Source organism: Paenibacillus segetis (assembly GCF_014639155.1).
In the GTDB taxonomy this organism is placed as follows: Bacteria; Bacillota; Bacilli; order Paenibacillales; family Paenibacillaceae; genus Fontibacillus; species Fontibacillus segetis.
This window is the reverse complement of record NZ_BMFT01000002.1, coordinates 219,460-241,997: the sequence shown is the minus strand read 5'-3', so window position 1 is coordinate 241,997 and position 22,538 is coordinate 219,460. Positions and strand designations below refer to the sequence as shown.

The 22,538-nt window shown below is 45.1% G+C and carries 18 protein-coding genes; 4 read left to right on the top strand and 14 right to left on the bottom strand.

What is annotated here, in order from left to right:
• Positions 1–76: 76 nt before the first annotated feature.
• From guaC to IEW05_RS17285, 3 genes are all read left to right on the top strand, one after another.
• Complete coding sequence (gene guaC / locus IEW05_RS17295; RefSeq protein ID WP_188541102.1) at positions 77–1,060, top strand: GMP reductase; 984 nt, start codon at positions 77–79, stop codon at positions 1,058–1,060.
• A 191-nt stretch (positions 1,061–1,251) separates the two neighbouring features.
• A complete protein-coding gene (locus IEW05_RS17290; RefSeq protein ID WP_188541101.1) occupies positions 1,252–2,073 on the top strand; it encodes a MerR family transcriptional regulator in 822 nt (273 codons plus the stop codon).
• Between the two features lie 179 nt (positions 2,074–2,252).
• The gene (locus IEW05_RS17285) at positions 2,253–4,199 is read left to right on the top strand and encodes an FAD-dependent oxidoreductase (RefSeq protein WP_188541100.1); all 1,947 of its coding nucleotides are present in this window, start codon (positions 2,253–2,255) and stop codon (positions 4,197–4,199) included.
• An 84-nt stretch (positions 4,200–4,283) separates the two neighbouring features.
• Here IEW05_RS17285 and IEW05_RS17280 read toward each other — a convergent pair whose 3' ends face one another.
• From IEW05_RS17280 to IEW05_RS17245, 8 genes are all read right to left on the bottom strand, one after another.
• On the bottom strand, positions 4,284–4,817 hold the full coding sequence (locus tag IEW05_RS17280) for a GNAT family N-acetyltransferase (protein ID WP_188541099.1): 534 nt from the start codon (positions 4,815–4,817) through the stop codon (positions 4,284–4,286).
• Positions 4,818–4,849: 32 nt separating this feature from the next.
• Positions 4,850–5,869: a phosphotransferase enzyme family protein gene (locus IEW05_RS17275; protein ID WP_188541098.1), complete on the bottom strand. Its 1,020-nt coding sequence runs from the start codon at positions 5,867–5,869 to the stop codon at positions 4,850–4,852.
• 197 nt (positions 5,870–6,066) lie between these two features.
• Positions 6,067–7,035 carry a metal-dependent hydrolase gene (locus IEW05_RS17270; protein ID WP_188541097.1) on the bottom strand — a complete coding sequence of 323 codons (969 nt, stop codon included), beginning with the start codon at positions 7,033–7,035 and terminating at the stop codon, positions 6,067–6,069.
• A gap of 23 nt (positions 7,036–7,058) precedes the next feature.
• A complete protein-coding gene (locus IEW05_RS17265; RefSeq protein ID WP_188541096.1) occupies positions 7,059–8,408 on the bottom strand; it encodes a UDP-glucose dehydrogenase family protein in 1,350 nt (449 codons plus the stop codon).
• Positions 8,405–9,580, bottom strand: coding sequence for a glycosyltransferase family 4 protein (locus IEW05_RS17260; RefSeq protein WP_188541095.1), 1,176 nt, complete (start codon positions 9,578–9,580; stop codon positions 8,405–8,407). Before IEW05_RS17260 ends, IEW05_RS17265 begins: the two co-directional genes overlap by 4 nt.
• A 179-nt stretch (positions 9,581–9,759) precedes the next feature.
• Positions 9,760–10,026 (bottom strand): CD3324 family protein, encoded by a 267-nt coding sequence (locus IEW05_RS17255; RefSeq protein WP_188541094.1) that lies wholly within the window; start codon positions 10,024–10,026, stop codon positions 9,760–9,762.
• 381 nt (positions 10,027–10,407) lie between these two features.
• Positions 10,408–11,382 (bottom strand): aldo/keto reductase, encoded by a 975-nt coding sequence (locus IEW05_RS17250; protein WP_188541093.1) that lies wholly within the window; start codon positions 11,380–11,382, stop codon positions 10,408–10,410.
• A 377-nt stretch (positions 11,383–11,759) separates the two neighbouring features.
• A complete protein-coding gene (locus tag IEW05_RS17245; protein WP_188541092.1) occupies positions 11,760–12,521 on the bottom strand; it encodes an SDR family oxidoreductase in 762 nt (253 codons plus the stop codon).
• A gap of 206 nt (positions 12,522–12,727) precedes the next feature.
• Between IEW05_RS17245 and IEW05_RS17240 the strand changes: the two genes are divergently transcribed.
• A complete protein-coding gene (locus tag IEW05_RS17240) occupies positions 12,728–13,318 on the top strand; it encodes a TetR/AcrR family transcriptional regulator (protein ID WP_188541091.1) in 591 nt (196 codons plus the stop codon).
• 71 nt (positions 13,319–13,389) lie between these two features.
• On the opposite strand, the gene IEW05_RS17235 is transcribed toward IEW05_RS17240, so the two are convergent.
• From IEW05_RS17235 to IEW05_RS17210, 6 genes are all read right to left on the bottom strand, one after another.
• Positions 13,390–14,763: a HAMP domain-containing sensor histidine kinase gene (locus IEW05_RS17235; RefSeq protein WP_188541090.1), complete on the bottom strand. Its 1,374-nt coding sequence runs from the start codon at positions 14,761–14,763 to the stop codon at positions 13,390–13,392.
• An 11-nt stretch (positions 14,764–14,774) separates the two neighbouring features.
• Positions 14,775–15,449: a response regulator transcription factor gene (locus IEW05_RS17230; RefSeq protein WP_188541089.1), complete on the bottom strand. Its 675-nt coding sequence runs from the start codon at positions 15,447–15,449 to the stop codon at positions 14,775–14,777.
• A gap of 26 nt (positions 15,450–15,475) precedes the next feature.
• The gene (locus tag IEW05_RS17225; protein WP_188541088.1) at positions 15,476–16,528 is read right to left on the bottom strand and encodes a DUF4097 family beta strand repeat-containing protein; all 1,053 of its coding nucleotides are present in this window, start codon (positions 16,526–16,528) and stop codon (positions 15,476–15,478) included.
• Between the two features lie 282 nt (positions 16,529–16,810).
• The gene (locus IEW05_RS17220) at positions 16,811–17,752 is read right to left on the bottom strand and encodes an NAD-dependent epimerase/dehydratase family protein (protein WP_188541087.1); all 942 of its coding nucleotides are present in this window, start codon (positions 17,750–17,752) and stop codon (positions 16,811–16,813) included.
• Between the two features lie 111 nt (positions 17,753–17,863).
• Entirely contained in the window at positions 17,864–18,118 is a 255-nt protein-coding gene (locus tag IEW05_RS17215) for a cadherin-like beta sandwich domain-containing protein (protein ID WP_188541086.1), read from the bottom strand.
• 226 nt (positions 18,119–18,344) lie between these two features.
• Positions 18,345–22,436, bottom strand: a complete 4,092-nt coding sequence (locus IEW05_RS17210; protein ID WP_194434135.1) for a helix-turn-helix transcriptional regulator — start codon at positions 22,434–22,436, stop codon at positions 18,345–18,347.
• Positions 22,437–22,538: the final 102 nt, after the last annotated feature.

The window sequence follows — 22,538 nt, the reverse complement described above, 5'->3', positions numbered from 1 at the left end:
AAATGTTGTACATTACAGTTTGGACGAACAATTTCAGAATCAAAAACTATAACGTTCGTGTTTAGGGGTGTATTTAATGGAAAATGTATTTGATTATGAAGATATCCAATTAATTCCCGCAAAATGTATTGTGGATAGCCGTTCTGAGTGTGATACCTCTGTATCCCTAGGTGGACATACTTTTAAGTTACCCGTGGTACCTGCAAATATGCAAACGATTATCGACGAGAAGGTCGCAATTTACTTAGCCAAAAATGGTTATTTCTATATCATGCATCGTTTCGAACCAGAAAAGCGTGTATCTTTCATTCAAGATATGCACGCTAGAGGATTAATCGCATCCATCAGTGTTGGAGTTAAAGAAGAAGAGTATGCCTTTGTACAGCAATTAGCTGACGAGAAGTTAATACCGGAATTCATCACGATCGATATTGCACATGGTCATTCCAATGCGGTGATTAAGATGATTCAGCATATCAAACAACATTTGCCTCAGAGCTTTGTTATTGCAGGAAATGTAGGAACTCCAGAAGCAGTGCGAGATTTGGAGAATGCGGGTGCCGATGCTACGAAAGTAGGAATTGGACCGGGGAAAGTATGTATTACGAAGATCAAAACGGGCTTCGGAACAGGTGGCTGGCAATTAGCCGCACTACGTCTTTGTGCCAAAGCGGCAAGTAAACCTATCATTGCGGATGGTGGCATTCGTACGCATGGTGACATCGCGAAATCCATCCGATTTGGTGCTTCCATGGTGATGATCGGCTCCTTGTTTGCGGGACATGAAGAATCTCCAGGCGCAACCATCGAGAAAGATGGTAAGCTCTACAAGGAATACTTCGGCTCCGCGTCGGAGTTCCAAAAAGGCGAGAAGAAAAATGTAGAAGGCAAAAAAATGATCGTCGAGCATAAAGGTTCCTTAGTGGATACATTGATCGAAATGGAGCAAGACCTGCAATCTTCAATTTCTTATGCTGGCGGTAATAAATTAGATGCTATCCGCAAAGTAGATTATGTAATCGTTAAAAATTCGATTTTTAACGGAGACAAGGTTTATTAAGCCTTAAAATTGTATAATTATTAGAACCACTCCTAACGGAGTGGTTTTTTCTTTCTACAATATTACCAATCGTAGAAAGTGGGGTTTTCTAACATAGATGATTGTGAAAAAATTCGCAAACTTGTGTTGGCAGTTATATTAAGATTAACTATAGAACCTCATGCTTACTACTAGGAAAAGGGGTGGTAGAATTGATCAGAGCTACTGGAGCACAATATTCCATCGGAGAATTTGCTGCCATTACAGGTGTATCGACAGATACCCTAAGGCTATATGAGAAGCAAGATATTATTACTCCAACCAAAAACTGCAACAACAATTACCGTTATTATACGGATCTAGACGCTCGCAATGTGCTGATGAGCCGATGGTATCGCAGTATGAACATTCCTCTCTATCAAGTGTCTACACTGATGAATGGAGGCACCTCTAATCAAGTGATCGATCGTATTTCAGCATCGAAACTGCATTTGGAAGAACAAATTCGCAAATACACGATGCTGCTGGCTAAGATGAATGAAATTCATGAGGAACTTCAGAGTATAGAAAGTCGGCTTTGCCAATGCCAGTTGAAACAAATACCTGGTAGATATCGAATCAAGCAGACAGATCAGAACTACTTGTTAAGGGAACGAGACTTACGCGATCCGGTTAATGAATGGATGGATTTGCTGCCCTACACTTTCTTTTCTTTTCGAATTGAACATCGAGATGTAATGACTGACACCGCATTTAGGCATAGTTGGGGAGTTTGCCTAACCGAAGAGGATGCCCTTAAACTGCAAGCAGAAATACCTGATGAGGTTGAATATTTCCCTCCTGCTCTTTGCCTATCGTCCGTTATCTATACTTCACCGCAAGCTCCATTTTCTATGAAGTCATTTGCTTTCATGCTGGATGAGATAGCAAGTAGAGGTCTCCAGATTACCGGCGATATTACAGGAAAAATATTGCTAAGTGAGCACGTAGAAATGAACTCATCCACTTACCTGGAAGTGAATATTCCAATTTAAATATTCCTTACAAATCTACCTTAACCTCAAGGTTGTATCGGAACCTTTCGATAACCTTGAGGTATTATATATTTTCTTCCATTGACCTTGGTGCCGCACCAAGGTTTAAGATTTTCGTATTGATTGTGAAATTTATTACAATCTATTTCTTAATATAAACTGTAGGGGGTAGCTACAAGATGCGTAAATCACATTTTTTCAGAACAATGACGATATGGTTGTGCTTAATCATGACAGTCTCATTGCTTGGTGGATGTGCTGGTAATTCTAATCAGAAAAAGAATGACTCACAGGATAACCAGGCAGGAATGACTTTTAAGCCTGGAACCTATACCGCTGAGTCCAAAGGTAAAGAAGGACCTATTAAGGTAGAAGTAACCTTTAGTGAATCAGAACTTACGGACATCAAAATCATCAGTGCCTCAGAAACTGCGGGAATTGGTGACAAAGCCATTGAAACACTTAAGGAACAAATCATAACTGGGCAGACATTAGCTGTAGATGCCATAAGCGGTGCCTCAGAAACAAGCGAAGGCTTGTTGCTTGCAGTTGAAGATGCTGTGAAGCAAGCAGGTGGAGATGTAACAGCATTCAAGTCCAACCCGGTATCTAAAGCGGGTGGCGGTAAAACAGAACAAATGGCAGCAGATGTTGTTGTCGTTGGTGCCGGCGCATCCGGGGTCTCGGCAGCCGTGTCGGCAGCAGACAAAGGGGCTACGGTGATTATTATCGAAAAAACGGCAACGATTGGTGGAGCAAGCAACCTTTCATGGGCCGGTAAATTCTATAACTCTTCAGCCGCTGTTAATGATGGATTAAAAGTTAACGTGGAGAACGAAATTGCCAATTGGATTGTAAATAATCACTGGCGCGTGGATGCAGCAGCGATCCGCCAGTACGTAACCAAATCGGGAGAAACCTACGACTGGTTAGCGGAAAAAGGTTATCAAACCTCATTTCTAAACTTCTTCGGAGAGCAGCTACATGTACTGCCTGCCTACGACAGCCGCCAAGATATATTAAGAAAGATGCTAGCCGAATCCGTTGAGGCAAATGGCGGCCACGTCATTACAGAAACAACGGCGAAGAAGCTCATCACAGGTTCAAATGGTGAAGTGACTGGAGTAGTTGCAGAGAAAGCAGATGGAACCACACTCGAAATCTCAGCTAAAAGTGTCGTTATGGCCACAGGTGGTTATGCCGCCAATAAGGAAATGGTCAAGGAAGCCTTTGGATTCGAGGGTATTAACGGTGGACTCGGTCAAAATATTGGTGAAGGACTACAAATGGCTTGGGAGGCTGGCGCCAAGATCCCAGATAACTTTGGTGGTCAAATGTTACATCAGACTCTCGCTAGAGCCACTAGCAAGCTTAAGGAACAATATACATCTTTCGAAGCTAGCTATCCGTTAATGTTGAGTTATCTGCCAAACTTTATGAACGTCGGCCCTTCCGGTGCAAGATTTAGAGATGAAGCAGCCACACTTGAGTCTGTTGCAGCTGCGAATACAAGTGCATTTAATGGTCCTTACCATATGGTCATTGTATCTCAATCCCAGCTTGATGCTTTGACAGCACAAGGGATGAATGGTGTGCAGGCTCCTAAATTACCAGGTATGCCACCTGAATTCTATGCGGACTTCCAAGATCAGTTCAAGCTCGAAACCCCTTGGGCAAATGCTCAGCAGGTATTTGATGATATGGTCAAGAATGGTGATGGCTATAAAGGAGATACCATTGAAGAGTTAGCTGCGAATGCGGGCATGGATGTTACCGTATTTACAGAAGCATTCAACAATTATCAAAAAGCAATTAAGACCGGTGTTGACACTGAATTCGGGAAAACGAAGGAATATTTGCAGTCTATGGGAGAAAGCGGACCCTACTATGCAATTATTGCTGAGATTAACAACTTAGGTTCAGTTGGTGGTCTATTGGTAAATACGAAGTTTCAAGTGCTTAATAACAGCCGTGTACCCGTTACAGGACTGTATGCCGTTGGCTTAGAGTCAGAGGGTGTACTGTTTAATGACACGTATGTCGGCAACGGAGTTGGTATTGGATATTCCTTTACCTCTGGACGTCTAGGTGGAGAGAACGCTGCATCCAATGCATTGGCTAAATAAGAATACAAAAAAAGGAGTGAAGAACGTTCTTCACTCCTTTTTTTCTTTGGATGCGCCCATGCGACCTAATGCTCTGGACTAGGGTTAGGCATTACAAAATCTGAATATCAACTTGTCACCATCGAAGGTTGGCCCTAACACTTCCTCATAATCACCTTTTGTATAATTAGATACGGTCTTACGCCAAAATTTTTGACCAATCACATTCTTGGCCGCTGGATTCGTAAATAACTCCCACTTGCCTCTGAACTTCTCGAATATTTCCGTAGCGACATATTGTGCAATCCCATTACCTCTAAATGGCTGTAAAAGGAAAAATTCATTTACGAAATAATTAACGCCCAGCGAACAGTGCGGTGGTGTAGCAATAAACACGAAACCAGCTGGCGTATCATCTACTAGAATTAAATAGGGATATAGACAGTTTGGCTTCTCCCACCAAATATTCTGGACATCATATTGATCTTGCAATGTTGCGTAATCCTGGCTATCCTCATATATTCCATGACGATTCGGAGTGTTTCCATAGTGTCCGGATAGGTCATGAAGATACAGGGGGTACATATTTTTTATTATATATGCTTCTTCTTTAGTGGTTAATCTAACTTCAATTTTCATATTGAACAGCTCCCTTTTCCTTACTAGCTGATCTATGCATTATTCACAGGTTTAATCACTTCGAATAGAAATGAATGACCCCTTAGATATTCTCTTATGTATGCCCCAGCATATGGCTGTTCTTCAATTAAACTGGCGGTTTCTCTCGGATCGGGAGCATGATGGCAGTAATTCTCGATCATGAACATGATGAAGAAACATTCCAGATGTCTAACATAGTTAGGTTCAAGCTCCCGCACACTTTCATAGCCTTGGATAAACATCCCACGTTGCGCTGGAGAAAGCTCTAGTAACAAACCCGCCATATCGTAGAGATAATAACCGTAACCACATCTTCCAAAGTCTATCGGATACGGTTGTTCATTATTAAATACAATGTTCCCCGTATGTAAATCAGCATGGATGAGTCCATAGTTCTGGTTGCTGCGCTCCATTCCAGTAAGTTCTGAACATATTTTCTCTGCTGCAGCTTGGTATGACTTCCATTCTTCGTCCGATAGAAAACGTGAGTGGTAAGGTTCTAATTTCGTAAATTCGCGACTAAAACTTTCAGATCCCCATTCAGGACGAACAAAATCAGAAGATGGAACAAAACTCGCTGCCGCATCATGCAGTCTTCCCATCATAACACCCACATTATAAGCACAGCTGTCTGTAAGCTTCCCGCTTGCATGCTCCCCCTCTACCCAACGCATCATCGTGACATAAGGACGCATATACCCTTCCTCTGTTGTAATCTCCAATACATAAGAACCATCACAGCTTGCCAGCGCTTCGGGTACATTTAACTCACTCGATTTGTTCAAAGCTTGAAGAAAGACAAGTTCGGATCTGATTTCCTCTTTGCTACACCGTGCCGAGTGAATACGAAGCAAATAACTTTCCGCTGTACTTGTTTCAATTTTATAGGTGATCGTGTCGGATAGTTGGATAAATTGGATACGTTCCCACTCCAGGTCATACTGTTGTAATGCCGATAGAGCAACTTTTCTCGCTCGACCAAGCAAAGAACGTCTATTATCATCGGTATCATATTGAAAAAATTCAAGCATCTGCTGCTCCCCCCTTGTACATGTAATTATAAAAGTGGCAGCACGCAAAGCATATATAATAAACTTTTTAAAATGTATTTTGCACAAAAAAGGAAAAGGCCACATCAGAATTATCATCCCATGTGACCTTGTCAGTCTACTTTTTAACATAAACAATCTTCCTAATACTATCGAAGGAAAGATAAAATTGACCTGAATTAGGAAAATGGAGGTTCCCACAGTTTCTTTTTCCATCCTAAGGAGTTTCCGGTCACCTGCAAATGGTCATCCAAGGTTATATCTATACCGAAAGGTAATTTTTCACCGTGCCGAAAACGGACATCCCGCATTTCTACCTTGTAACCGTTCTGAATCTTTTGACATGAAATGTGCACACGATGCGCAAAAGCAAGAAAGCTGCGGACGCCATCACTGCCCATGACCGCTTGAACGGCATCGTTCTGCTCACCCTTTTGGAATATCGTTTCTTCTACTAGAAGGGTGCCGCGGATCGAACCGGCAATATAAGTTTGATCGGTTTCATGAACGTATCCCCATTTGTGAGGCAACCACTGGGGAACTAAGAAGGAATACCCTTCAACTCCATAACGCCTTTGAACAACATGCAGCATCAAACGATGAATTACAATGCGGTATCCGATAAAGAGGAAAGTTAGAACGAATAAAAGAGGGAATACAACCTGTGCTGTCATGACGCCAAACAGCCATAACAACAAAGCCACTAAATGAAGTCCGAAAATGACCGGGTCAAATATGGGGAGAGTATCACCATGACACCATTTCCTCGAGAGCGGCCGGAAACATTGAACGCCATACGCATTGAAGAAATCTAGGAACACATGAAGCATGACACCAGCCAATGTCCAGAGGAACAGCAGAAGCATATAATCCCAGGCATGAAAAAGATATGAAAGCAACGGGGTAAGTAAAACTGGCCAACCCACTAGCATCGGCAATGAATGGCTGAATCCCCGATGATGCAATAGGTATGACTCATATCCGCGTATCCGAATGACGGAATCGAAATCGGGAGCATTCGAGCCGACGATAGTCGCCGCAAATAATCCATACACAATTGGCGAATGGTTTCCGATGGCAGGATCGGATAAAGCCATTGCCAGTCCGCCTAAAGTGACACCAAGAAGAAGATGGCTTGCGGTATCCATATCAATCACCTCATCACAGAAATTTAGGTCATTATCGTCATTTCAGCTCTATTGTTAATGGGACAATCCGGTGTTATGGATGGACGGCCCATGGACATATAGTGTAGGCCATATCGTTCACAGTTTACAGCCATCTCCGCAGTGTCTAGCATATTTCTAGCATCTAGAACGTACGACGATCTCATCACCTGCCTCAATCTGCCCCAGTCCAAGTGGCGGAACTGATCCCAATCCGTTACAATCACCACGCAATCACTCCCGGTTGCTGCCGCATACATATCCACGGTAAGATCAACCTGCAGTTCTGGCAAGCATGTGACAACCGGGTCATATACCATGATACGCGCCCCTACTTCTTGCAACATCGAACAAATCCTGAGCGCGGGTGACTCACGTATATCATCGGTATTCGGCTTAAAGGTCAATCCGTATACCGTAACCGTCTTATCCTCCAAAGATCCGAGTGCGGTTTCTAGCTTTTGGATGATAATCTGGATACGCTGCCTATTAATTGATTCGGTTGCCTTCAGCAATTCCATGTCCAAATGCTCTCGCGATGCTAACGCGATTAACGCGTGAAGGTCCTTGGGGAAGCAAGAGCCGCCATATCCAGCCCCGGCGCTCAGAAACTCGGAACCGATCCGGCGGTCAAGGCCCATCCCTTCCACAACGGCATCTATCGAAACCCCAAGTGCATCACATAAATCAGACATCATATTGGCGTAAGATATTTTCATGGCTAAAAAGGCGTTGGAAGCACATTTAATCAACTCTGCTTCACTTAGTCCACACCTTATCTTAGGCGATTTAATTGGTGCATAGATTTCTTCCAGTCGATTATACGCTTCCGGGCTGGAAGCCCCGAAAACCAATCGATCCGGAGCAAGAAAATCCCGGACAGCAGAACCTTGCCGCAAAAACTCGGGATTATGTGCAACAGCAATTCGAGACGAAAAGGGGAGTCGTTTGCGCAGATAAGACTCAATTTGTTCGCATGTTCCAGAGGGCACTGTACTTTTGATAATTAAGAGTCCATTATCAGGTAACATGGGTGCAATCGAATGTACGGCTGACCATAGGGCGGATAGATCCGCTTCGCCGGATTCTGATGAAGGGGTGCCGATTGTCAAAAAGACAGCGTCACTGCCAGAAACTGCTGCAGAAGCATCTGTTGAGTAATCCAGCATTCCCTTAAGTTCCGCATCACGGATCATGTCCTCAAGCCCCGGTTCCCAAATCGGCATACCACCGGATTGTAGCAGCATGATTTTATCTTTATCTACATCTATGCATACCACTTGGTGTCCAAGATGAGCCAAGGATGCCCCGGTGACCAACCCGACATATCCCGTTCCAATGACTGCAATTTTCAAGCGGACTCACCTTCTCCCTGAATACGTCCACTTCCAACTACCTCCGATGGTTGCTCTGCTTTTGCAATCTGCTGACAGCGAGTGTAAATCGACTCCATTGCTTTTTCCCAAGTGCGGGATTGCGCATGTTCCCTCGCCTCCATACGAAACAGTTGCCATTTGTCAGGTGCGTCGAACCAGTCGACCAGAGCCGCAAGAAAGCTCTCAACATTTCCCGCTTGAGCGTGTAAGCCGGTTTTTCCATGCTGGACAATCTCGGTCACGCCTCCTCTGTCGGCTACTACAGCAGGCAGACCGGAAGCCGCTGCCTCCAGCACGACGTTACCGAAGGTTTCCGTGGAGGAGGGAAATACAAATAAATCGGAGGTTGCATACAATACGGCAAGTTCTTCCCCGCTCCGGTAGCCGGTAAAGGTGACATTCTGCGGAGCTTCTCTGCGGCCTAGTTCCATCATCGGACCATCACCAACGACAAGCCAATGCACTTGACCACGAATGCGGTCCGGTAACCGATGCATCAATTGAAGCAAGACATCCAGGTCCTTCTCAGGCGCCAGTCGACCGACGAATAGCAGCAGATATCGCTCCTTGATCCCATAAAGTTCGCGAACACAGTCGGAACGCTTACTGGGCGTGAACCTGTCACAGTCAACCCCTCTCGACCATAGTTCAAGATCACTCAATCCCTTGGATTGCAATAGATTAATTGTCTCATGCGAAGGAGCAAATATAGCGCGGCAGTTTCGGTGAAACCATTTCATATATGACCAGTACCAGGAATGTGCGAACGGAAACCAATAAGACTCGAGATACTGGTCGAAATGAGTATGATACGAGGCAACTATGGGGACATGAAGCTTTTGAGCGGCATACAAACCGGCAAGACCTACATTAAATGGGGTGGCAATATGAACAATATCGGGTTTGAACTGAGTAAGTTCATGACGTATACGCAGCAAGTTTGGAATAACGAATCGATATTCTGGATAAGCCCAAAAGGGGATACTGGCAAGCCGGCACACTAGATCCTCATAGACAGGCTCCGGTTCCGTGGGTACGAACAACTTGCATTCAACCCCCTGAATGGAAAGGTAGTCAGTCCAACGCTTCAAGGTAAGTGCGACGCCATTGACCTGGGGGACAAACGTGTCTGAAAAAACAGCAATTCTCATCAACTCACTCCCTTTTTCAGATCTCTCCCCAAAGTAGCACGCCATCATCATCGCAAGTTTATCACAATGTAATATTTTGAATATTCTTACTTTCGTTCTGAACGGGATCGCCTTTGATCAGTAATGCCCCATTACAAAAAGGCCACATCAGAATTTCGTCCAATGTGACCTTGCATCGTCTACTTTTTAACATAAACAATCTTCTTAATACTATCGAAGGAAAGACAAAATTGACCTGAAAGTTGATCAATCGTCATCCCGGCGGCAAACTTCTCGCGGATCTCATGGTTTCTATGATTCAGATAGCTCCTGCCGCCTGAATTTTCGCCCCATTTCTTACGTGATTCTTCACGTTTAGGGATATACACGAGGCCACCATGAACGTATTTCTGTATTTCCTGTAGTAGCTCTTCTGGAAAAATAAGATCAGCATTTACATATTTCATAAGCCCTCTACTCCTTAAAAATAATTGAAGTTTTTTAAGGTAGCAAAGTCTATTTTACAAACAACGATCATCCTACAAATGTGTGTTCAAAAAGCAAAACCTACGTGAGCACCTGAAATGTTTCCATAGGAAACATACTACGTAAGCATATGCCGGACCCGGCTCAATTCAAGATTCGATGTCGAACTTACATCTTGATATGCTTCGTGATCAATAGATGGCTTTTTGAACAACCTCTAAAAGGAAGGCGGTAACTTTATTTCTTCGCTCTATACAAACAACCGCCGTTGTTCATAGTGTAGACCTTGCATAGAGCTTATCTTAAACTTTGCCATAATGGCCCTCCCCGCTATAAGTGAAATGACTGAATTCTAAATCAAGTTAGGTTAGACGGTAAACAGCGAATGGCTCACTATAGCGAAATGAATCGCTTATTTCATCCAACTGTTTCGTTACTTCGGAATTGAGATGTATATCAACACTCTCTAGATTAGCCTCTAATTGTTCGACACGTGTAGCACCCACGATCACTGTCGAGACAGCAGGACGATCCATAAGCCAGGCAATCGAAATCCCACTAGGCGTATAGCCATGCTCTGCCGCTAGCTTACTTACATTTTTCCCTAGTGCTATCGTTCTCTCATTGATAAATCTGTTAAAGCTTGGGTCAGTAACCGCTCTTGAACTTGGAGGTGCTTGGTCTATTGAAGTATATTTTCCACTTAGAATACCACCTGCTAGCGGGAAATAGGGAATAATGCCTACACCCTGATCTAAGCAAAATGGAACTAGCTCCGCTTCAGGCGTTCGATCTGCGAGAGAATAACTGACTTGAGTAGAAGCATATGGCACATACCCTTTGCGTTCGCTAATCCCCAGTGCCTTCATTAACTCCCATGCCGCATAATTAGATGCCCCAATATAACGAACCTTACCTGAACTAACCATATCATCCAAGGTACGCAATGTTTCTTCCAGCGGAGTATACGGGTCAAAGGTATGAATTTGATACAAGTCTATATATTCTGTCTTTAGGCGTCTAAGACTGTTGTCTAGCTCCTGTTGCAAATGATAGCGCGAAGAACCTCGCTCATTTGGACCATTGCCCTTCACTAAACCTGCCTTTGTCGCTAATACAACTTGATCTCGTCTTCCGTCCAAAGCTTGTCCAATAATTCTCTCCGACTCGGAGCCCGCATAAATATTAGCCGTATCTATAAAGTTAATCCCGTGATCCAAGGCATAATGTATGATCTTTGTAGATGTGTCCTGATCAGCCCGTTTGCCAAATGCATTGGTTCCAAGTCCTAATGCCGATACCTCTAATCCACTATTTCCGAGACGAACATATCTCATGCTTTCTTTGCTCCTTTAATACTATTCAGAATAATTACATCTGGTATTTCTCCTCTAAACGTCTCCATTTTCTTTCTTATACTTTCTTACTTTGACGGTGAAATTCTCAATAAGCTGCTATAAGATCTGCAAGCTGATTTTACAACGGAATCTGCGATAAATCTGCCAAGGTAAACTCGAAATCGTTGGGTAAGAAATGCTTGGCCTGCTCAAGAAGCGTTGTATTAAATGAGGCCTTGCACAGGCTCCTGTTTGTATGTAACCTTCAAAGCTTATATTATTCCTATTATAATTGTTTGTCTAACCCGCTCTTCCGTTTTTACTGTATAAAAAACTCCGTTAGATCTAGCTCTAACGGAGTTCTATAATAAAATGAATTAAAATGCAGAAGTCCAACCAGCATCCGCAGTTATAACTGTTCCATTTACAAAGCTGGAATCATCTGAAGCTAAGAATAAAGCAACCTTAGCAATTTCTTCTGGTGAACCCGCACGAGGGATCACGGCTTGTGATAATTGAGTACGGCTCATGCCGAATTCATTTATATTTTTCATAGATGCTCCAATATTAGTCATTGTAGCACCAGGTGCGATTGCATTACAACGAATCCCTTTACTTGCATACATAAATCCTGTATTTTTCGTCAAACCAACAACGGCATGTTTGGATGCAGTATATGTAGCACCTGCATGTGCCCCGTTCAATCCGCCAGTAGAAGCGGTATTCACGATAACACCTGCTCCTTTTTCCAAGAAGATGGGTAGTGCTTTACGAATAGCACGCATGACACTTTTGGTATTAATATCAAATATTAGATCCCATCTTTCATCATTGATATCGCCAACTGGTTCAAAACCATCCATAATACCGGCATTATTAACGAGAATATCTAAAGTTCCATATTCGCTTACTGCTGTATCAATCATATTTTCGATATCTTCTAATTTTGCAACATTTACTTGAATTGCTTTTGCTACTCCGCCATTGCTAATAATTTCTTGGGCAACTACTTCTGCACCTTCTATATTAAGATCAGCTACAATGACTTTCGCACCCTCTTTAGCATACAATTCTGCAATAGATTTCCCCATGCCTGATGCGGCCCCTGTTACAACTGCAACTTTGTTTTGTAGTTTCATTTTCTTAGTCTCCTTTGATTTATTTATTATCGAAAAATGAAATGATGTTTATCACAATAACAGGTTAATTATTTGTACGTTTTTAGTGTAATCCTTTGAAATTTGTGTATCAATAAGCAAATGCTATACTAAATGTTGATAAACATATATTTATTCAACAATCTGTTCAAATCGGATTGGCTAATAGACATTTAGGTGGTGGTCTGTTGCAAAAGGATAATCGAAGAACTAATAAATCGAAAAAAGAATTAAAAAACGCCTTGATATCCCTTATAGAGAAGAAAAGCTTCCAAAAAATTACGATAACCGATATTGTTAATTGCGCGGATTTAAACCGAGGAACATTTTATAAACACTATCAAACTAAAGAAGAACTTCTAACTGAATTGATTGACGACGTCATGGACGATTTAGTTAAATCGTATAAGGAGCCTTATCTTCATACTGATAAACTGAAGGTTAGCGAGCTTACAGCTTCCTCCATAAGAATTTTTGAGCATGTTGCTTCTTATTCCAACTTTTACTTGATCATTGTAAACTCGAATGTGTTACCGGGATTTCAAAATAAAATCTGTGACATATTAAAACAACTAGTACAGTATAATTCAGAGGATATAACTGCTGTTAATGAGGACATAAATTCCGATTTGTTCTCCAGTTATAGTGCCTATGCTCTCTTTGGATTGATTATGGAATGGGTGAGGGGCGGATTCAAATATACTTCTGAGTATATGGCAGAACAATTGATTAAAATTGTAACTTTTAATTTAAATCATACGACGAATACTCCGGAATAACCGGGAATGAATCAGAAGAAGCCGCGACATTTTGAGGGTGAATCCCCTAAAATGTCGCGGCTTTCCATCTTTTATCCTCCAACAAACTGTAAAGTCACCTTTGTACCTTGACCTAACGCACTATCAATGAGGATTGAACCTCCATAACGCTCCATGATGGCTTTAGCGATGGCAAGTCCAAGACCCGATCCTCCCTGGGCTCGGTTCCGTGAATCTTCTGTGCGGTAGAATCGATCGAAGATGTGGGGCAGTTGCTCGGAGGATATCCCTATCCCCGTGTCTGCTACGGTAACAATCACTTGTCCATCCTTCATGAAATGTCTAATGCTTACCGTACCGCCTTCGGGCGTATATTTTAGAGCGTTCTCTACAATATTACGCAACACCTGATAACTGGCGCCCCGTGGCATCCGAATCAGGATCTCCTCCTCATTCAGACTCCCGTCATAGTCCAGCGTTACTTCGGGATTGACGTGTACCGTCTGAGGAATCAGCTCCTTCAATGTATCATGAAGATCGCATATTTCTTCTCCATCACTTTGTATTGGTTCTTCCGCTTCGGCAAGCAATAGTAGCTGGGCGATCAATTCCTTCATTCTTTGGGTTTCATCGATCATGAACGTGAGCGATTCATCTAGTACTTCCGGTGACTTTTTGCCCCATCGCTGGATCATACGCGTATGCCCTTCGATGATAGCGATCGGTGTCTTCAGTTCATGCGAGGCATCCGATACGAATCGGCGCTGTTGTTCGAAAGAGACATCCAGTTTGTGAAGGAAACTATTGAAGGTCTCCGCCAATTGATGGAGTTCATCCTTAGCTACAGGCAGATGCAGTCGCTGAGAGAGACTGTTCGCCCCAATGTTCCGCACCTCCCCAATCATGCTACGGATAGGCTTCAATGCCGAACGAGCTACGATCCACCCGGCAATGACAGACATTCCAGCTGCTATTAATAGGCCAAGCAGAAGCAGCCTGCCTACTTCTCGTTCTGCCGTCGCGCTTCGCGAATGCCCACTATCGGTAAGCTGTAATTTTACAGAGCCGAAGACGAGTAAATCTAGATCTCTTTCCGCTTTATGCTTGATATCCTTATCTGCCTGATCTCCTACACCTACCTCAGCCAATACCTGGCCTTGCGAATCTAGTATCTGGAGGTGCTGCCCTTCATCAAGCTCCGATGAGAATTTAGATAGGTCGGGCTTAAATACAGCCGCTAATCCTTTGCCCTCCCCGAGTCCCGGCTTAAGCAAGGAAGGTATAAACCCAACTTCACTGATCTGAAGTTCGAATTGTCTAAGCTTCGCATCCAGCAAAGCGATTTCTTGGCGTTCTGTCCAATACTTGAACGTGACATATACGAATCCGCTAACGACCATCACAACAACCAGGGATGTGAGCGCAATCGATGCGCTGACTTTACGAGAGAACGTCCATGCCTTCATTGCCCTCACCTTCAGTCCCTTAAAATATAGCCGCTGCCGCGGACCGTATGAATCAGCTTCTCGCCAAACCCTTCATCTACCTTCATGCGTAGGTACCTTATATAAACATCTACTACGTTCGTTTCACCCTCATAGGAATAGCCCCATACGAGATTGAGTAGCGCTTCGCGGTTCATCAGCCGATTCTTATTGGTGAGTAGACAACGAAGAAGATCGAATTCTCGATGCGACAATTCGATCTCTTGTCCGGCACGACTGACGTAATACGACGTCAGATTCAGCGTCAAATCCTTTGCGTACAGCACATCCTCTGTTCCCTTAAGCTGAAGCCTACGCTGCAAAGAACGGATACGAGCGAGAAGCTCCTCGATCGCAAATGGCTTCGGCACATAATCATCCGCACCCATATCTAGTCCTCGTACTCGGTCGCTTATCGTATCTCGTGCCGTTAGCATAATAATCGGCGTCTGCTTCACCGCACGTATTCTCTTGCAAACTTCTATTCCATTGATTCCAGGTAAATTCAAGTCTAGTAAAATCAAGTCAAAACTCTCATTTAAGGCTATGTCTGCACCCACAAGACCATCGCTGGCAATCGTGATATCATACCCCTCATAAGAGAGTTCCAACTCTAAGAGGCGTATCATAGCGATTTCATCTTCGATGATTAAAATCCGTTCCTTCACTCCTGATTCACCTCTTCGCAAATTAGCTAGTTTTTCATTAGTGATAACCCGGCCATGGAGGACGCGTGTATTTGATAGGAACCCGAGCCGATTTTTCCTGTTACATGATTTTTCTTAACTGTTAGCGGAAGATCCGTTTCTATTACTCCGAAGGACGTTGTTCCGTCGACTTCCACCGCTGCTTTCTCAGGCCAAGCTAGGTATACATTCCCCACGGTAGACGACACGTCCCAATCGCCGCCAATTTTTGAACTCTTAATATTAATGTTCCCCGCCATAGTTACTGCCTTTATGGATGATACAGCACCATCCGAGGACAAGTTCCCGTTCGTCGTCTCCATATGAAGTGCTCCCGAAATACGATTGGCTGCGATGTTCCCATTAGTAACCTTAGCGCGAACACTTTTCTTCGCATCGGACACTTGGACTACACCATTTGTCGTTTGCAGAGAGATGTCGTTACTGACACCCTTCGCTGTGAGGTTCCCGTTCTCAGATGTTAATTTGATTTTACCTATGCTAGTAAGTTTTGACAAAGAAATATTTCCATTCGTCAACGCAGCGTTCAAATCAGACTTCATAGTTTGAGGTAAGGTAATTGTTAAATGGATACTCGGACGATACATATTACTCCTTCCATATGGCTCGCTGGAGGTCTTAATATCCAAAGTTGTACCCTCTTTTACTTGCAATTTCACCTTGTCAGCAACTACCTTCGCTTCCTCTTTCGTTGCATTTTGCACAACCACTTTCGTTTGTACCTCTACATCCTTAACAGAGCCTTGCTTAAACTCAATCGTACCGTTTTGGTTCATTACAGAAATCGTCTTGGTTTTGTCTCCTACCTTCATGCGAGTCGTCCCTTTATCGATGGTTATTCCCGTGCCTATATTATCTACTTGTTGCAAATCCGAGGAATCTAGCTTGAGGTCGAAATCAAAATCAGGACCGAGATCGAAATTCAGATCCAGATCAGCCAGTGAACGCGCAGAGGCAGTTCCTGTATCCCCCCCGCCCGTGTAGAAAAGAGTGACCGCAGATAAGCTCAATACCAACACAAACTTCATTAGATTTTTCAAGTTCATTCCTCCTAGATTCATTGTAACTACCCTTAGGTTAAAACATAATGAATGAGAAAGACTTTGGAGGAACATTAGAGTTTGATGAGAGGATTACCCTAACATCTCTATCGCAAAATAGAAGGGTATCCCTGAATGGGATACCCTTTATTACGCTTTTAACTACATTCGGCTATTAATTAGCTACTAGATTGATCAAGGTCTCTGAATAAACAGTTGTGTCCAGTAATGCTGAAGGGTTCAATCACCCTTGTGTCAGTTCCCCTATTCCAACAATTCGACCTATTTTTGATTGGAAATCCACTCTTGTACGACGCTTGGCACACCGTCTTTGGCCGTCGGATACCGGTAATCAAATCCGATTTCTTTCAGTTTTCTGTTTGTGAAATATGTATGTGCTGTTGCATATTCCGTTAACACCGGTCCCAGAATGAATTGACATAACCATTTTGGAATTTTACGAACCGTCCCCGTTATTTCCAATTCTTGTTCTATTAAATTCATGAATGCATTGGAAGTCATCGGCTCGTCATCGCATAAAATATACCGATCTCCCACCTTACCATGCTCTGCTAAAAATAAGCATGCACGAGCTGTGTCCTCAACGTGAATGGGAGAGAAATACGGCTCATATCCTGTTAACGAGTATACAGGCTTCTTCCTATAAAGGGGCTCGATGAATAACTGAGGCATCCAGGAATCCGGTCCGTATATTTGTGCCGGAAATGCTGTCGTAATTGGTAACCCTTGGGCAAGATAACGATCCAGAACATGAACAGAACCTGCAATATAAGGTCCCCAACCTTTCGGCTCACTTTTGTAATCACTGTCTTTCGGAACATCGGAGCCCGTATCGCCATAAAAGCTCGTTCCTGCAATATACACGATTTTTTTAATTTTTGCCGGATTCACGTGATCTAATAAACGAACCGTCATCTCATAGTGTCCCTCGCTGAAGGCAGTTGCTATTTTTTTTGTTACTTTTTTTCCCCATGTTGGAGGTGCCGCCAAATGAATCACGTATTCAGCTTGTTTAACCGCTTCCTGCCACGCTCCATCTGTTAAAAGATCGCCGACAAGCGCTTCGACGCCTTTCGATTTCAGCTCTTTGGCTTTCTCCGCCGAACGAGTCAGCACGACTGCTTCTTTTCCCTCATTTATTATTTCGTTAATCAAACGGCTTCCTACGTATCCGGTACCACCCGTAATTAAGATTTTGCTCATGGTACATTCTCCTTCAAATCAATTGGCATTCATATTTGGGGCGGTAGGCCAAATGAAGCTCTCTCCACAGGCCTACGCAAAAAGATCGAATCATAGCTTATTTATCAACCTTCAACGCACCGTCGCTGTAGGATCAGCTGTGGTTGAGGTTACTGTCAAGCTGCTTACGCTGTTATCCACACTAACCGTGTAGCTTGTCGTGCCCGCTCCAAACGCCGGACTCAGCGTACCGCTCGACAAGGTCAAGTCGCTTAGGTCCGCGCTCGATGACGCATAAACCTGCCCTCCCGACAACCCAGGTAGCAGTGCCACTATCAATAGAAACACCAGCATAGAGACCCTAAATTGTTTTGCCTTTTTACGCATTCTTTTTCCTCCTTCGTATCGTTACTAGATTGATTTCATGCAAACAACGTCCTTAGACGTTGAAGAATTAATCCTTATGGAGATCATCTAGGCATCGATAAGGATCACAAAATCTCCTATCCTTCGACTCTATCCAACTATCATAGAGCGAATCATTGGAGATTGTAGTCCTACTAAAGACGTACATCGAAAAAGAAGCGTCCATTAAGGCACGCTTCCTCGCTTGTTAATCTATTAATTGCAGCTCTCTGGCCCGAGCAACGGCTTGTCCTCGCCGCTTTACGCCCAACTTGCCGATGATTCTGGACACATGCGTCTTGACGGTCGATTCGGCAATGCCGAACCGCTCGGCAATATCTCTGTTCGACAACCCTTCTGCAATTGCCGTCAAAATCTCGATCTCCCGCTCAGTTAGCGGTTCGGTGAATTCCGTTTGAACGGCTCTTGGAGCGGATCGCGTAAGTCCTTCCGATGGTTTCGTCGCTTCCGCGACCGCTGTTTCGTTATCCAGCAACGTGACATAAATCATTCTCGTCGCTAGAATCTCCAACACCTTCGCATCCCGATCCGTAAATACATCGGGTATCCATCGATTTTCCAAGTAGAGCACGAAGGAAGAACGCTCTCCCGGAACTGCGATTGGCAAGCACAGAATCGACCGGGGACGTTGTGCCTCAATATAAGCATCCTTCACCCAATAGCTCCGAATCACGTCATCAAGGATAAGCGGTTCGTTCGTCATCGTCACATGTCGCAAGACGCTCTCCGCATATAACCCGGACACCGCTTCTTTCTCCGTTATGTCCGAATCACTTGCTTCGATGGCATACCTGTCATCTCGGCAGCTTAGTAAGAAGCCCCGGTCGGCTCCCGATTCTCGAAGAGCAGCCTCCAGGAGACTTACCGTCCAATTAGCTTTCTTCGGCTTTCCGGCATCATCGACGATTCGTCGTATAAGCTCGTATTCGTCATCACTCTTCGAACCCCTGTATTCCATGGGTTCGATTTGCAGCCCGAGGTCAATACGAGTACGGTCACTTTCGACTTCCCCCTGCAAGACTGGACCTTCATACCGCTTGAAAGCCTGATTCAACAGGTCAGCATGTCGGCGTCTGATATGCGTCACTTTGGAAGTGACCCCCCAGTCGGCATAAGCGGCGCAGGCATCCATCATAGCGATCGTTGCCCCAGACCGGCTGATCATACCATCCCGGTAATAAATCGCAAGCCGTTCGCATGCGATTCCTTCCATTAAGCCATATTTCTCAGCTCTCGCCTGCTGGGTTGCGGCCGTATACTCGCGTAACGCCCCCATCGGGTTTCCAGATATTCGTTCCCATTCCGCCTTCATCAGCAAATACGCGGAAGTCCCATTACCGAGGAATCCTCGCCAGCTCTTCATCTTTCGCAAGTGTGAACGAACTACTTTTCTAATCCGCTTGCGTTCTTCCGCGTTCGCTTCAGGGAATAAGGCGGCTAACGACAAGGCTTCATACAAGCGTTGCTTCCTGATTCGTATCCAATCCAATGGTAGTTCGTTGGCCCTTCCCCTTTTCGCCCAGTACAACGCCTCCCGATACTTCCCCGACAAGTAAGCCGCTTCAAGCCGGCAACCGCAGCTGTAATTGTCCTCGTCCTGCTGCTCCGAATCATCGTCCGGAGCCTGCGGAATGGTAATGAAGCCGTACGTCAGGGACTCGTCCTGCAGCGCTGCTACATAACCATCGGCTATCCGAACCATGTCCTTTATCTTGGCGTTGGCGTTCTGCCGCATGTGTGCCTCGAAATAACGGAGCATTTCCTTTAAAGTATAGAGATCTCCGTTATGGGTTACGAGACAGGTAATTATGGCCAGGTTGGCAAAGTCTTTATCTCCGGATTCCAACCCTTGACGCATTGCATTGTACAGCGCATCTGAAGCTTCCCAAGGCTTATCCAATTGCTTGGACATCCCGCCCAAGGAAGTGAACAAATGTGTGTTTCCGGACGAAGTGGGGTTCACGATTTGCTGGAAAGCCCGTTCGGCAGCCGGAGGTACTTGCGCATATTTCGGAAGCACCCTTTGCAAGATCAGCTCATATGCACCGATCATGTTGGCTAACGACTCGTTCACCCCTTTTCGAAGGCCATAACGAATGAACCTGGCATACAGCTCAAGCAGCGTCCCCGGATCGTGCATGAGCAACGGAAAAAATAGATGTACCATCAACCTGCATAATGTCTCATACTCTTCATCGTGAGGGTCCGACAACGGAAGGGGCGTACCGCGCTTTCGGTACAAAAAGAGCTGCGTCCGTATGACTTCTTTACCACTGAACAACAAGGAGGTCTTCTCTCTAAGCTTCCAACCGTAAGCCGCAAGCGCCTCTCGCCCGTATGTGATTGCCTTCTCCCCGTCCACGAACGTATGGAATTGGATCAAGGGCTCCCAAATCTGCAAACACTCCGACCGGCTCAGCTTCCCATCGTCTTTTTTCAAATCCTCCAATAGTTCTCTCGCACGTTCAAGATGGTCTCTCAAGTACTCCGCCCATACCAATACCAACCGCAGTTGGACATCGAGTGATCCCGATTTGAACCGCATTTCTTCTCCGGTCAGACGTAGCCCGTTCTCAGCATATTGTTTCCCTTTCGCATAGCGCCCTTCTGCCAGTGCCTTCTGTCCCGCTTGAAGGTTCTGCTCGGCCAGTTGCTGCCTCTCTTGCTCCGACAGGATCGTGATGGCCAGATTATAATGATCGATTGCCGTCAGCATCGTATCGTCGTTCCAATCCGGAGAACGGCGTTGCAGCAACTGCCCAATCTTCCGGTGCCGCTCGGCGTTATGTCCCGAATCGAAGGCATACGCCATTCGATGCACTGCATCATGCACGAATAGATAGATGCTATCCTCTCCGTTCCCGCACTCCGCCTCATCCCCCCGGCAGATCATGCCTGCCGCCTCTGCTTCTTGAAGCTCGCGAAACACGGCATTTAGCTCCATGTCACACGCTTCGGACAGGAGAGATAAGTGAAAAGCAGGACCGATCGCAGCAGCCATGCCAAGCAGTTCCTTTCGATCGATCGGGAGCTTGGCGAAGCCCTCCTCTATTAGATGGAGATTGGCTTCAGAGTCACTCATCTGGCGGATGACTTCCCGATCCCACGTCCATTGACGCCGTTTCTCGTCGAAGCCGAGCCTTTTCTCCTTTAGCCAGCTTTCCAACAAGAGTCGTATTGCCCTTGGATTACCGCCGGTCTGATCAAAGACGGATCGGGTCAGCAGACGAATACGAGCCGAGTCCTCATACAAAACATCTGAGACATATTGCCTTACGTCTTCATAAGCCATTGGTTGAAGGGAGATATGCTCCTCCGGATGGGTCTGCCATCTCTCGACTAACCAGAAAATTCCCGGCGCTTGGCCCGGATTTCCTCCCCCCAAGACTGGAACCGTCTCCCCTTCTGTCCGGCAAGCGCCGATCAGGAATAATCCGGGCACCATTTCCTCCCCCATAAGCGACCGAATCACTTCGAGGGTACATTCATCGGCCCATTCCAGATTATCGATGAACAAGACTAGTGGGGATTTGCATTCGACCAAGCAACGAAACAAGCCTGGCAACAGCTTTCCGAAACGCTCCCAAGCCTTCTCATCATCTAAAAAAAATGTCTCCGATACCTCACATTCAAAAAGCGGCTTGGCTTCGGGCCATAAAGAGACGATCGTCTGCACTTCTTCTTGTTCGAACTCTGCTTGGAGCTTTGACTTCAGTGTCGCAATAACGTCCACCGGTTCGCTCCACAGCTGATACACCCATTGACGCATCGCTTGAAGAAGGGGCTCATACCGCGCGGTTCGCCGTGAGTGTTCGCATTCCCCTTCCACGAACGAGCCTCCCGTTCGAACGACACTGGATTGAAGCCTGCGGACTAACGTCGTTTTGCCGACACCCTCCCGGGCCATCACCCATTGGAACACGTTCAAGCCTTGAACAGCCTGCTCAAGGCCGGCTTCTAGTTGCTTTACCGCGGGGTTGCGCCCGTACCATGAATCGGATAGCCGCAACAAACGGATTCTGTCCAAGCGGCCCGCTTCGAATGGCACTAGCAAACCATTACTATTCAGCATCCCAAGGCACTGCTTCAAATCATCAAGCAACCCGTAAGCGCTCTGATAACGATCGTCGGGCGATTTGGCCAGTAGCTTCATTAAAACAGTTTGCAGCGGTCCATCCACATCTGGACGGATATTAGATATTGGCTCTGGCGTTCGATAAATGTGTGCGGTATCCCAATCCTCCACGCGATCGAGGAAAAAAGGCAATCGACCAGTCAACAGCTCATAGAGGATGACGCCTAATGCGTAAAGATCGCTGCGCCCATCCGGCACACGATTGATCCGCCCCGACTGCTCTGGGGACTGGTAGGCCGTATGCTC

Bases quoted from the DNA above. Each gene is read 5' to 3' on its own strand.
- IEW05_RS17235 (WP_188541090.1), bottom strand. From the start codon at position 14,763: ATGAAGGCATGGACGTTCTCTCGTAAAGTCAGCGCATCGATTGCGCTC.
- IEW05_RS17270 (WP_188541097.1), bottom strand. From the start codon at position 7,035: ATGGATACCGCAAGCCATCTTCTTCTTGGTGTCACTTTAGGCGGACTG.
- IEW05_RS17215 (WP_188541086.1), bottom strand. From the start codon at position 18,118: ATGCGTAAAAAGGCAAAACAATTTAGGGTCTCTATGCTGGTGTTTCTA.
- IEW05_RS17250 (WP_188541093.1), bottom strand. From the start codon at position 11,382: ATGAGATATGTTCGTCTCGGAAATAGTGGATTAGAGGTATCGGCATTA.
- IEW05_RS17245 (WP_188541092.1), bottom strand. From the start codon at position 12,521: ATGAAACTACAAAACAAAGTTGCAGTTGTAACAGGGGCCGCATCAGGC.
- IEW05_RS17260 (WP_188541095.1), bottom strand. From the start codon at position 9,580: ATGAGAATTGCTGTTTTTTCAGACACGTTTGTCCCCCAGGTCAATGGC.
- IEW05_RS17220 (WP_188541087.1), bottom strand. From the start codon at position 17,752: ATGAGCAAAATCTTAATTACGGGTGGTACCGGATACGTAGGAAGCCGT.
- IEW05_RS17280 (WP_188541099.1), bottom strand. From the start codon at position 4,817: ATGAAAATTGAAGTTAGATTAACCACTAAAGAAGAAGCATATATAATA.
- IEW05_RS17255 (WP_188541094.1), bottom strand. From the start codon at position 10,026: ATGAAATATGTAAATGCTGATCTTATTTTTCCAGAAGAGCTACTACAG.
- guaC (WP_188541102.1), top strand. From the start codon at position 77: ATGGAAAATGTATTTGATTATGAAGATATCCAATTAATTCCCGCAAAA.
- IEW05_RS17285 (WP_188541100.1), top strand. From the start codon at position 2,253: ATGCGTAAATCACATTTTTTCAGAACAATGACGATATGGTTGTGCTTA.
- IEW05_RS17275 (WP_188541098.1), bottom strand. From the start codon at position 5,869: ATGCTTGAATTTTTTCAATATGATACCGATGATAATAGACGTTCTTTG.